The sequence below is a fragment of the Shewanella decolorationis S12 genome (genome assembly GCF_000485795.1).
Taxonomy (GTDB): Bacteria; Pseudomonadota; Gammaproteobacteria; order Enterobacterales; family Shewanellaceae; genus Shewanella; species Shewanella decolorationis.
In genome coordinates this window covers 662,481-675,097 of sequence record NZ_AXZL01000076.1, presented here as the reverse complement: position 1 = coordinate 675,097, position 12,617 = coordinate 662,481, and the positions used below count along the sequence as shown (strand labels likewise).

Genomic DNA, 12,617 nt, shown 5'->3' with positions numbered 1-12,617 from the left:
AAAATGGGAGCTGGAGTTATATTAGCGATGCATGGATTATGCCGACCTCACAGTCCGTTTGCTCAAAAAGTATATCAAAACGATTAAAATCGCTTAATTGTTGTGCTTTTTTTGTCCATTTTTTAAAAAACACGCAATCTCCCTAACTTAGTTGAGTGTTTTCACTATGATCTGCTTCTAATTTTTAGCTATAATGAGCCCCGCTTCAAACTTCGATTTTTGCCCATGGTGATAACTAGGGGGCAGAAAGTCTTTGAAAAACAAAAATTCCAACACCCTCTGGGAGATAAGTGGATGAGCAATGCGCCAGTCGATACCGGACGTCGCAGATTCCTGACAGCCGCAACCGCCGTAGTAGGTGGTGCTGGTGCCGTCGCTGTAGCGGTTCCTTTCATCAAGTCATGGAATCCGAGTGCCAAGGCGAAAGCTGCAGGTGCGCCGGTAGAAGTAAATATCAGTAAAATTGAGCCAGGTCAGCTGATCCGTGTTGAATGGCGTGGAAAACCTGTATGGGTTGTCCGTCGCACAGAAGCAGTGATTAATGAACTGCCAACACACGACGATAAGCTAAGAGATCCAGCGTCTGCAGAAATGCAACAACCTGAATATGCAACAAATCCTCTGCGTTCTATTAAGCCAGAGTATTTTATTGCCGTCGGTATTTGTACCCACCTAGGATGTTCACCAACTTATTTACCAGATTCATTTGGTGAGCAAGTTCAAGGCGTGACTTCTGGTTTCTTCTGTCCATGTCATGGTTCTAAGTTCGATATGGCGGGCCGCGTATTCCAAGGCGTTCCAGCTCCATTGAACCTAGTTATCCCTCCACATCAATACGTTGATGATGGCACCGTTATCATCGGTGTAGATAAAGGAGTGGCGTAATGGTTAAGAATTTAATTAATTGGATCGATGCGCGTATCCCAATGACGGCGACTTATAACCGTCACGTGGGTCAGTATGCGACGCCAACTAACTTTAACTTCTGGTACTTCTTCGGTTCATTAGCCATGTTGGTATTGGTTAACCAATTACTGACGGGTATCTGGTTGACCATGAACTATGTACCAACAGCAGAAGGTGCGTTCGCCTCTGTTGAATACATCATGCGTGACGTAGAGTACGGCTGGTTATTGCGTTATATGCACTCAACTGGTGCGTCTGCATTCTTCGTGGTGATTTACTTACATATGTTCCGTGGTCTGATTTACGGTTCATATCAAAAGCCTAGAGAACTGCTGTGGCTATTCGGTATGTTGATTTTCCTCGTGCTGATGGCTGAAGCATTTATGGGTTACTTGCTGCCATGGGGACAAATGTCTTACTGGGGCGCGCAGGTAATTATTTCTCTGTTCGGTGCTATCCCTGTTATCGGTGATGACTTAACCCTGTGGATCCGTGGTGACTACGTGATCTCTGGTGCGACACTGAACCGTTTCTTCGCTCTGCACGTTATCGCACTGCCATTAGTGTTAGTGGTTTTAGTGTTCTTGCACTTAATCGCTCTGCACGAAGTGGGTTCAAACAACCCAGACGGTATCGAAATCAAGAAGAACAAAGACGAGAATGGCTGGCCAGTCGATGGTATTCCATTCCACCCATACTACACAGTTAAAGACATTATGGGTGTTGCGGGCTTCCTGATCGTGTTCTGTTACGTACTGTTCTTCATCCCTGAAGGCGGCGGTTACTTCCTTGAGAAGCCAAACTTTGAAGCGGCTAACCCAATGAAGACACCAGAGCACATTGCGCCTGTATGGTACTTCACTCCGTTCTACGCCATCTTACGTGCTGTTCCCGATAAATTGGGCGGTGTGGTAATGATGGGTCTGTCGATTGCAGTGCTGTTCGTATTGCCTTGGTTAGACCGTTGTAAAGTGAAGTCAATTCGTTACCGCAGCACGCTGCACAAGTTGAACATCGCTCAGTTCGCTGTATCGTTCATCGTCTTAGGTTACTTAGGCGCTGTACCTGCAACACCAGAGCTGACTATTGTTGCACGTATCTTCACTGTGACGTATTTCGGCTACTTCTTATTACTGTGGTTATACAGCAAAAATGAGAAAACTAAGCCTGTTCCAGCGAGGTTGACACACTAATGAAAAAATTACTGATTGCATTAGTTACATTGATACCGACGCTGGCGATGGCCGCGAGTGGACACAATGTACATTTAGAAAAAGCCAATGTTGATCTGCATGATAAGGCTTCTTTAGAGCGTGGTCTGGACATGTTCCAACACTATTGCTCTGGTTGTCACAGCACTCAGTATCAACGCTATGAGCGTGTGGCGAACGATATCGGTATTTCAGCCGATGATATGCGTAGCAAGTACATGTTTACCGACGCCAAAATCGGTGAGCTGATGCAAAACGCGATTCCACACAAAGATGCAGCTAAGTGGTTCGGTGCAACACCACCAGACTTAACCTTAGTCGCACGTGTTCGTGGCGAAGATTGGGTGTATTCATACCTCAAGGGCTTCTACAAAGACCCAAGCCGTCCATTCGGCGTGAACAACACTGTCTTCCCATCAGTGGGTATGCCACACGTTCTTGAAGAACTGCAAGGCACACCTGTTAAGCAAGAAGATGGCACTATTGTGGTCTCTGGTGGTAAGTTAAATGCAGAAGAGTACGACCAAGCAGTACGTGATATCACTGGCTTCTTAGTCTATTCGGCTGAACCTGTTAAGTTAGAGCGTCAAGCTTTAGGTTGGTGGGTACTTGGATTCCTGTTTATCTTCTTTATTGTGGCCTACCTCTTGAAGAAAGAGTACTGGAAAGATGTACACTAGGCACCAATAACGGGTAAAATATAGTATCCGCATAGTGTAAACGGGGGGCTTTGCCCCTCGTTTACTTTTGTTTTATTTCGACTCTGGAGGGTATCAATGGCTGTTGCTGCCAACAAACGCTCTGTCATGACACTGTTTTCAGGTGCTGATGATCTGTATAGCCATCAAGTGCGTATCGTGTTAGCTGAGAAAGGGGTTACTGTTGATGTTTTACAGGTCGACCCTAATGAAATGCCTGAAGATTTACTTGAAGTAAATCCTTATAACTCAGTGCCAACCTTGTTAGATCGTGAACTCGTTCTGTATGAATCACGTATCATCATGGAATACTTGGATGAGCGTTTCCCTCATCCACCTTTGATGCCTGTTTACCCAGTATCTCGCGGCCAAAGCCGTTTGATGATGCACCGTATCGATACTGACTGGTACTCACTCGTTGACCGTATTCGCAAAGGCGATCGCGCTGAAGCGGCCCGTAAAGAACTGACTGAAAGTTTACTTTCAATCGCACCTGTATTTGGTGAAATGCCTTACTTTATGAGCGAAGAATTCGGTTTAGCGGATTGCTACCTCGGCCCATTATTATGGCGTTTACCTGTATTAGGTATCGAGTTAGACAGCCGCGTAGCGAAAGACATCAAAGCCTACATGACACGTATTTTCGAGCGTGAATCATTTAAAGCTTCGTTGACTGAAGCTGAACGCGAAATGCGCATGGGAATGTAATGAAAGCGTTGACTCCAAATCGTCCTTATTTACTCAGGGCTTACTACGATTGGTTGATGGACAACCAATTAACGCCTCACGTTGTCGTGGATGCCTTTGTGAAAGGCACCCAAGTACCACAGCAGTACGTGAAGGATGGCCAGATCGTATTAAATATCGCGGCCAGCGCGGTGGGCAATTTGCAAATTGGTAATGAATTTGTGGAGTTCAATGCGCGTTTCGGTGGTGTACCTCAACAGGTATTATTGCCAATGGCCTCGATTGTGGCCATTTACGCCCGTGAAAATGGCGCAGGGACTGTCTTCGATATTGAAGATGCATACTTGGTCGAAGAGGAAGCTGAATCGACCTTGTCAGTTATCGAGACAAACGAGAAGCCAACCGAACCAACGGATGAGCCTCCTAAGCGTCGCAGCCATTTAACCTTAGTTAAATAGGTTAATTGCGCCCTGTTCTATACTCTTGAAAGCCAGTCTGTTGACTGGCTTTTTTATTGGATAAAGGTTTAATCCGCGCAAAGGCCTGTGGTAGCATTTGCGCCGCATTTCAGCCGTGGAATGCATCGACTTACCATTTGAGCCAATGGATTTTGTATGTTGCTAATGATCGACAATTACGACTCTTTCACCTTTAACTTAGTGCAGTATTTTCAGCAGTTAGGGCAAGAGATCGTGGTTAAACGCAATGATGAAATCAGCTTAGCGGAAATCGAGGCTCTGGCACCGAGCCATTTAGTCATATCTCCAGGCCCCTGTTCGCCCAATGAGGCGGGGATTTCCCTCGCGGCGATTGAGCATTTTGCCGATCGTTTACCTATCCTCGGTGTGTGTTTAGGGCATCAAGCCATGGCGCAGGTGTTTGGTGCTAGGGTTGTGCGAGCGCAGCGAGTCATGCATGGCAAAGTCAGTGCGATTACTCATACTGGCGAGCGCCTGTTTAAAGGCTTAAATCAGCCATTAACCGTAACCCGCTACCATTCACTGCTGGTCGATGCTGTCCCTGAGGAATTTGTGCTGGACGCTTGGTTTGACGACCCAACCCACGGGCGCGAAATCATGGCCATGAGCCATAAGCAGCTGCCACTTTTTGGCGTGCAATTTCACCCCGAGTCAATTTTGACCGAGCAAGGTCATGAATTGCTGGCAAATTTCTTGTCGCAATAGGCTTAGATTAAATCCAAAAGATCTATTCAGCTCTAGGGCGTGTTGACGTTTCAGGGGTGTTTTTGCAGCAATTTGGTGGGCGTTTATGCAAGGCAAAGTCCGTGTAGTGTAGTTATTCTACATAAACGGACGATAACGCGGCAGAAACGTCCGCCAAATGCTGCCCGAAGGGTTCGTCTGGCAAGCCCTTGAGCTTACTTCCGGTCATAAGAGCAGCTCGTCATTTGAGTCGAATAACGACACTTCATTCCTCGTTTCCCGAGCATGAGCTTGCCAGAACGAACAAAATTCAATCTCGAAACGTCAACACGCCCTAAGCTTTGTTACAAGATTTCTCCTCCTTTTAAGCAAATATGTCGCCCAAGTGTGATATAACTGCCGCAAAACGACGCTTGCCCACTCGCCTTGGAGTCTACTCCAGAGTGTTGCTAGGGCTGCGATAACAATAAAAGGAAGGACGAATGAACAGCGTAATGCGAAATTTGGGTTTAAGTGCGTTAGCCGTTGCGGTATTGACGAGTTGCGCCGCCACCTCAACTGAAACGGCGACTCCCGCGACCACACCACAGGCTTATCAAGTCCCTTTAGCTCAGCCTCCCCAAGTTTCACAACCGCTTACGCTGAATCAAATTATGGCGAACCCCGATTGGATGGGGATTTTCGCTAAGGAAGCCTACTGGAGCGATGACAGCCAGAGCGTTTTCTTTGCCCGCCAACCTAGCGCATCGCCGCTACGGAATTACTATCAGCAGGGCATTAATGACAGCCGCGCCGTTGAACTGGCTATCGATAAGCTACACGCGGCGGACCAACAGTTTGGTGTGTTAAACAGTGCTAAGGCCAACAAGGCGTATCTCTATCAAGGCAATATTTTTGTTAAGCATTTAAGCTCTGGCAAAATCACTCAGCTTACCCGCCAGCGAACGGCGATCAGTGGTCTGCGTTACCTTAACAATGGCGATATTGCCTATTGGCAAGGGGATAATGTTTTCCAAATCCATCAAGACAGTGGATTAGTCGAGCAGTTGGCTGAAATCAAAATGGCTAAAGCGCCTGAGGGCGTGAAAGAGCCGAGCAGCTACCTAGCCAAACAGCAGCACAGACTCATTCAGTATGTGGCGTTGCAGCAAGAAAATGCTAAAGCCAAAGAACAGTTTAAGAACGAACTGCAAAAGAGCGATCCGACCCTCGCCGCTAACACTTGGTATCTCGGTGATGCTGAGGTGGTGTCTGAGCTGAGTTTGTCACCAGACGGTCGCTATCTGTTTGTGGCCTTAACCGATAAAAATTACACCGGCAGCAGTGAACACGACATCATGCCAAACTACCTCGGTAGCGAAGGCTATATCGATCCTGTGCCAGTACGTGCCCGTGTTGCAGAAGATACGCCTCCGGGGCAACGCTTTGTGGTGCTCGATCTAAATGAGCATAAACAGATTGATGTGACTATCGAAGGCCTAACAGGCTTCGATGAGGACGTTTTAGCTAAGGTGAAGAGTGAAAACGCCAAGGCAAAAGGTGAGTCGTATCAAAGTACTAAGGCACCTCGTAAAATCCAGCTGATGCAGGATTGGGGCTGGACTCAAAGCGCGATTCAATGGCATGAGTCTGAGGACAAACTGGCGGTGATGGTCGAAGCGACCGATAACAAAGACCGCTGGATTGCCAGTGTCGATCTGGCAAAGGGCAAGTTTATCACCGAGCATCGCCTCCATGATGATGCTTGGGTGAACTACGACTATAACCAATTTGGCTGGTTACCAGGAACAGACACTCTGTATTATCTCTCTGAAGAGACAGGTTATTCCCAGCTTTATATCAAACCCCGTGGCGAAAAGCCCCGCGCCTTGACTCAAGGTAAGTTTGTGGTAAGTGACATCACCCTGTCGCCCGATGCAAACTACATCTACTACAAGGCTAACCAAAGCCACCCTGGCATTTACAACGTTCACCGTGTGAATATTGCCTCGGGCAAAAATGAGCAATTAACCCAGTGGGACGGTAACTTAGATTACAGCTTAAGCCCCGATGGCACTAAGTTGCTGCTCAATGCCTCTCGCCGTACAGCGCCGAATGAGCTGTATGTTCAGCCGATTGGCGGTGAGTTAAAACAGCTCACGTCATACACCAGCGATGCCTTTAAGCAATATCCATGGCAAGCGCCCGAAGTGGTTGCCGTCCCTTCTAACCATGGAGCAGGCCAAGTGTATGCGCGGGTTTATTTGCCCCAGGGCTTTGATAAATCGCGCGCCGAAAAATATCCCGCGGTTATCTTTAACCATGGTGCGGGCTACTTACAGAATGCCGATTATGGTTTCAGTGGTTACTTCCGTGAGTTTATGTTCCACAACCTACTGACCCAGCAGGGTTATGTGGTGATGGACATGGATTACCGTGGCTCTAAAGGTTATGGCCGCGACTGGCGCACGGCGATTTATCGCAACATGGGTCACCCAGAAGTCGAAGACTTAAAAGACGGCGTGACTTGGATGGGCCAAAATGCCAACGTGGATATTAAGCGTGTCGGTACTTATGGTGGTTCTTACGGCGGCTTCTTAACCTTTATGTCCTTATTTACTGAGCCTGAGTTATTCCAAGCAGGCGCAGCATTGCGCCCTGTGGCGGATTGGGCACATTACAACGCGCCATACACCTCCAACATTTTAAATACACCGGATGTTGATCCTATCGCCTACGAGCGTAGCTCGCCTATCGAGCATGCCCAAGGTTTGACTAAGCCGCTACTTATCATGAGTGGCGTGATGGATGACAACGTGTTCTTCCAAGATAGCGTGCGTATGGTGCAGCACCTTATCGAGCTGGAAAAACCTATGTTCGAAACCGCAATTTATCCAGTTGAGCCCCATGGTTTCCGTCAGCCATCGAGTTGGTTGGACGAATATCGCCGTATTTATAAGCTGTTTGAACAAGAGCTTAAGTAAATTTCGCGAAACTATTAAGGCCTCATATCGAGGCCTTTTTCTTGAGCATAATTTACGGGCGCAAGCCCTGCATTAATGTTGTGAGATTGTGACCTGTTGCTTATTGCCAAGAGGTAACCTATATGCTGAAATTGTCATGTTTTTAACGATTTTAGCGTATGCGCGCCACTTAGCACGGGCGAAATAGGAAAGATAAACTGTGGCGATATCGGTAGCGGGTGGTGTTAGACCTGGCAAGGTTTTAGAGATAGAACATAGACTCTATCAGCAACTTATTCTCGGTAAACAAAAAGCCAGTCCTACTCTATTGGATGATTTAGACCGAGAGCTTGAGGCCGATGCCAATAAACTCGATGTCGAGCGAGAGGCGATTCTGTCGCGACTTCTCAAACAAATTCAGGCCCGTGAAGTTTTTGAGGCCATCTCAAAGCAACTCACCGAAACGGTCAATAATGCCATTGAGCATCAACTGGCATCCCCAGAGTTAGTGCTGGCAAAGTCGGATATTAACGAGTCACAGCTCCTGTTGCTCGAGCTGTTGCTGGCAAAAAACCTAGATGCGACGCGGTTAAGACCTTTAATCAGTAATTTAAGCTGGTTGTGTCGCGATTTAACCAATATGGTTAATAGTCCTGCATTTCGGGCGCGCCGCCCGCAAAGTTCCGACGTACGCGTCACCGATATCAAATTAGTGATGAATTATATTGGTATAGAAAACCTGCGCACCATTATTCCTTATTTTTGCCTGCGTAATTGGCTGCCCAGTGGCAATGCTAAGTTACTCTGGACCACCCGTAAGCTATGGCGCTATAGCATTGTGAGCGGAATAGCCGCGAATGCGTTAGCGCAGCTTCATAATACTGACTCGGCCTTAGTTTATAGTGGTGCATTATTGAATCAGTTAGGCACCTCGGTCGTGCTGAGTCTCAGCGCGCGTTTATTTGATAAAACGTGGGGCAATTGGATCCGTGAGGCAAGCTCGAGTCGCGATAAAGAAGTGTATGATGCTGTTATTGCCACCGAATTCCCTGCTAAAGTGGTTTTTGAGCAAGTGTTAGCCCATGGACATAAGCTTAATTGGCAACTATTAGAGTTACTTAAGTTTGAGCAGAGTCCATTAACTCAATTGCTTAAAGAGTTGGACCAAACTTTAACTTACCGCGAACTCTCTATGCCGGCCGCATTAGTGGCACGGGCGAATTGTTATGCTAAGGTGCTGTTGCTTGAAGAGATGCGCCAAATCGAGCCGCAGGAAAAACGCTTAATGTTCGATTATTACGAGCTCAGCGAGCAGGAAGTACTGCGCCTAAAAGCACAGAATTATCGGAAGTTGGATCTGCTGTAATCTGCACGCCGTTCCCATCGGTGTCTAATTGCGGCACTGATGTGGAGGACGGAAAATGCCAAGCTGGCAAGCTTCTGTATTAAATACTATTTTATCCTATGTGGCACGGCCATCGATCAGCCGAGGTAAAGCCAAACTCCCTCTAAGCCAAGTTCGGCAACGTTTATTAGAGCTAGATAAGCGCTGGTTGCCATGGCCTGAAAAACTCGTTACTGCCTCAATTCCCTTACAACATTCCACACTACTGCATTATTTGCTGCTCAATGACACGCCGCGTTTGGGCAATCTATTTTACATTCGCGGCGGCGGATTCTGTTTTAAGACTCCCCATGCCCATGCAAGACTGGTGGCCGATATCAGCGAACGTTGTCGCCTAGACACGTTTATCCCGGATTATCGTTTAGCACCGGAACATCCGTATCCCGCGCCCTGTGACGATGTGGTCGAGGCTTACCTGCATTTAATTGAGTTGAAAGGCAACGATAATCTGGTGCTAATGGGCGATTCTGCCGGCGGCAATTTAGCCTTAAGTCTGTTGCTCGAACTTAAAAAGCGCCATCTGCCCATGCCTAAAGCCTGTGTGTTGTTGTCACCCGCGCTTGATTTAGCCATTACGGGCGATACTGAGCTGATTTTAGGCGCCGATGATCCGTTCTTTACCATTGAGTCGCTATTGCGGCTGCGTGGAGCGTATCTTGCAGGGGCGAATCCTATGTCTGAACGGGTTTCACCTTTACAGGGGAACTTGGCTGACTTGCCGCCACTCTTAGTGATTGCTGGTACGCGCGAGTTACTTTTACAGGACTCAGAACGACTGGTTATGCAAATTAAGGCCTGTGGTGGCGCGATCGAATCGCGTTTTTATCACAACATGCCCCATGTTTTTCCTCTGTTCCATCTGTTGCCAGAAGCGCTTGAGGCGAGGGAGCAAATTGCAGATTTTGTGCTTTCACAGCTGATTCGTTAAAATTGTGTAGTTATTCATATTCAGTGAATAGCTAGCAAAAATAGGGGTAAATAACTTTTTTTCTGACTAAATATGCTAAAGGCCTCTGGCGTAAACGCTTGTATAGTTCTTAAACTACAATCTTTATGCACTTTGACCCAAAGCACGGCGAATGTTGTTTGTGAAAAACTGGTATTTTGATCACAATTTCGCTAATAATGGCTATTAATAGACACAAGCATACCCTGTATCACTAACTCAAGATAAAGATACGTTGGGGACTCAGACGGCTCCCGAGGTCGTTACATTTAAACAAAGGATGAAGAAGAATGAGCGTTGATATGAAGTTGAATCGTGCCCAGTTTGATGCGGTTATGGTGCCTAACTATGCGCCTGCTGCCGTGATCCCTGTACGTGGCGAAGGAAGCCGAGTATGGGATCAAGAGGGTAACGAGTTTATCGATTTTGCCGGCGGTATCGCGGTAAATTGCTTAGGTCACTGTCATCCCGCCTTAGTGAATGCCTTAAAAACGCAAGGCGAAAAATTATGGCACCTGTCTAACGTGATGACCAACGAGCCAGCGCTTGAGCTTGCAACTAAGTTGGTTAACAGTACGTTTGCTGAGCGTGTGTATTTTGCCAACTCAGGCGCCGAAGCGAACGAAGCGGCACTGAAATTGGCCCGTCGTTATGCCTTAGAAAAATTCGGCGCAGAGAAAGATGAAATTATCGCCTTCGATAAAGCCTTCCACGGCCGTACTTTCTTCACCGTAAGCGTTGGCGGTCAAGCAGCCTATTCAGATGGTTTTGGTCCAAAACCACAAAGCATCACCCACTTACCTTATAACGATGTTGCTGCATTAGAAGCGGCCGTATCGGATAAAACCTGCGCCATCATGCTAGAGCCGCTGCAAGGCGAGGGCGGTATTATTAACGCTGATCCTGCGTTCCTCAAAGCGGTGCGTGAACTGGCTAATAAACACAATGCACTGGTGATTTTCGACGAAGTACAAACCGGTGTTGGCCGTACGGGTGAACTATATGCTTACATGGGCACCGACATAGTGCCGGATATTCTGACCACGGCTAAAGCGCTGGGCGGTGGTTTCCCGATCGCAGCTATGCTGACGACCGCAGAAATTGCGGAGCACTTGAAAGTCGGTACTCACGGTTCAACCTACGGTGGTAACCCATTAGCTTGCGCTATCGGCAACGCGGTATTAGATGTGGTTAACACACCGGAAGTATTGAACGGTGTGAAACATCGCGAGCAGTTATTACGCGATGGTCTGAACAAAATTAATGAAAAATATCATGTTTTCTCTGAAATTCGCGGTAAAGGCTTGCTGTTAGGGGCGGTCCTTAATGAACAGTACCAAGGTCGTTCACGTGACTTTTTAGTAGCGTCTGTTGCTGAAGGCTTAATGAGCCTGATGGCGGGTGCTAATGTGGTACGTTTTGCTCCTTCACTGGTGATCCCTGAGGCAGATATTGCAGAGGGCCTAGCACGTTTTGAGCGTGCTGTGGCGAGCATCGCTGCTGCCTAAGCGACCAAAGGAGTGCTGAATTTTATTCGCACTCCTTTTTTGTCAGGGAATACTTGCGTGTATCTATCCTGTCTTTTTTAAGATAGGCGCCTTGATGCACAGCAAGCTTAAGTGAGGAGACACTAAGATGTTAATCATACGTCCTATTAAGGCAGGCGATTTTGAATCTCTATATCAAATCGCCGAAGAGTCTGGCCATGGCTTTACCTCATTGCCAGTCAATGCCGATTTGCTTAGGCATAAAATTGCCCGTGCAGAAGCCTCATTCGTTAAGGTGGTTGATAAGCCCTTCGATGAAGGCTATTTGATGGTACTCGAGGATACCGCGACCCGCGAAGTGGTTGGTACTTGTGCCATTGAAGCCGCAGTGGGTATGGAGGATGCCTTCTACCACTATCGCCTCGGGACAGAGGTTTATCATTCTGAGCAAATCGAAGTTCGCAACGAGGTCGAAACCTTAACTCTGTGCCACGATTACACTGGCGCCGCCGAGCTTTGTACCCTGTTTTTACGGGAGCCTTATCGTAAGGGGAATAATGGCCGCATGTTATCCCGCAGCCGTTTTCTGTTTTTAGCTCAACATGCAAAGCGTTTTGGCGAGACTGTGATTGCCGAAATGCGTGGTGTGAGCGATGCCGATGGTCATTCCCCCTTCTATGGTTGGCTGCAAAAAAACTTTTTAGGTATTGATTTTGTTCAGGCCGATTACCTGTCGGGTCTAGGCAAAAAAGCCTTTATGGCGGAGATGATGCCCCGCAACCCCGTGTACGTTTGCCTGCTGCCAGAAGAAGCACAAAAAGTGATAGGCGAAGTGCACACCAATACCCGTCCAGCCTTGAGTCTGCTTCAGGCCGAAGGCTTTAGATGCCGTGGTTATGTGGATATTTTCGATGGTGGTCCAACGGTGGAATGCCGTCTCACAGATATCCGCGCCGTGCGTGAGAGCCGTCTGCTGACCGTGGATATTGGTGAAATGCCTGAATCCGATAAGCAATTTATTGTCTCTAACACTCAATTAGCCAATTACCGTGCGACCTCCGCTTGTCTTGCTGTCGATGACAAAACCGAGCAGGTGGTAATAAGCCCAGAACTCGCCGAGGGTTTGTTACTCGCAAAAGGCGATCAAATCCGTATTTTGGCAATGTAGGAAT

The 12,617-nt window shown here is 47.5% G+C and carries 11 protein-coding genes; all 11 read left to right on the top strand.

The features are described 5' to 3' along the window. The first annotated feature begins 294 nt into the window (after positions 1 to 294). Complete coding sequence (petA, locus tag SHD_RS19930; RefSeq protein ID WP_011715792.1) at positions 295 to 885, top strand: ubiquinol-cytochrome c reductase iron-sulfur subunit; 591 nt, start codon at positions 295 to 297, stop codon at positions 883 to 885. Beyond that, complete coding sequence (locus tag SHD_RS19925) at positions 885 to 2,099, top strand: cytochrome b (RefSeq protein WP_011715793.1); 1,215 nt, start codon at positions 885 to 887, stop codon at positions 2,097 to 2,099. The genes petA and SHD_RS19925 overlap by 1 nt, the downstream gene beginning before the upstream one ends. Next, positions 2,099 to 2,797 (top strand): cytochrome c1, encoded by a 699-nt coding sequence (locus SHD_RS19920; RefSeq protein ID WP_011715794.1) that lies wholly within the window; start codon positions 2,099 to 2,101, stop codon positions 2,795 to 2,797. The genes SHD_RS19925 and SHD_RS19920 overlap by 1 nt, the downstream gene beginning before the upstream one ends. Positions 2,798 to 2,893: 96 nt before the next feature. Further along, complete coding sequence (sspA, locus tag SHD_RS19915) at positions 2,894 to 3,523, top strand: stringent starvation protein SspA (RefSeq protein WP_011715795.1); 630 nt, start codon at positions 2,894 to 2,896, stop codon at positions 3,521 to 3,523. Continuing rightward, the gene (locus tag SHD_RS19910) at positions 3,523 to 3,960 is read left to right on the top strand and encodes a ClpXP protease specificity-enhancing factor (RefSeq protein WP_011715796.1); all 438 of its coding nucleotides are present in this window, start codon (positions 3,523 to 3,525) and stop codon (positions 3,958 to 3,960) included. The genes sspA and SHD_RS19910 overlap by 1 nt, the downstream gene beginning before the upstream one ends. 156 nt (positions 3,961 to 4,116) lie before the next feature. After that, the gene (locus tag SHD_RS19905) at positions 4,117 to 4,686 is read left to right on the top strand and encodes an anthranilate synthase component II (RefSeq protein WP_039978788.1); all 570 of its coding nucleotides are present in this window, start codon (positions 4,117 to 4,119) and stop codon (positions 4,684 to 4,686) included. Between the two features lie 461 nt (positions 4,687 to 5,147). Continuing rightward, on the top strand, positions 5,148 to 7,628 hold the full coding sequence (locus SHD_RS19900) for a S9 family peptidase (RefSeq protein WP_039978785.1): 2,481 nt from the start codon (positions 5,148 to 5,150) through the stop codon (positions 7,626 to 7,628). A 199-nt stretch (positions 7,629 to 7,827) separates the two neighbouring features. Next, positions 7,828 to 8,973 (top strand): HDOD domain-containing protein, encoded by a 1,146-nt coding sequence (locus SHD_RS19895; RefSeq protein WP_023268782.1) that lies wholly within the window; start codon positions 7,828 to 7,830, stop codon positions 8,971 to 8,973. A 55-nt stretch (positions 8,974 to 9,028) separates the two neighbouring features. Continuing rightward, positions 9,029 to 9,940, top strand: coding sequence for an alpha/beta hydrolase (locus tag SHD_RS19890; RefSeq protein ID WP_023268781.1), 912 nt, complete (start codon positions 9,029 to 9,031; stop codon positions 9,938 to 9,940). 308 nt (positions 9,941 to 10,248) lie between these two features. Further along, entirely contained in the window at positions 10,249 to 11,466 is a 1,218-nt protein-coding gene (locus SHD_RS19885; protein ID WP_023268780.1) for an aspartate aminotransferase family protein, read from the top strand. Between the two features lie 127 nt (positions 11,467 to 11,593). After that, positions 11,594 to 12,613 (top strand): arginine N-succinyltransferase, encoded by a 1,020-nt coding sequence (gene astA, locus SHD_RS19880; RefSeq protein ID WP_023268779.1) that lies wholly within the window; start codon positions 11,594 to 11,596, stop codon positions 12,611 to 12,613. The last annotated feature ends 4 nt before the right edge of the window (positions 12,614 to 12,617 follow it).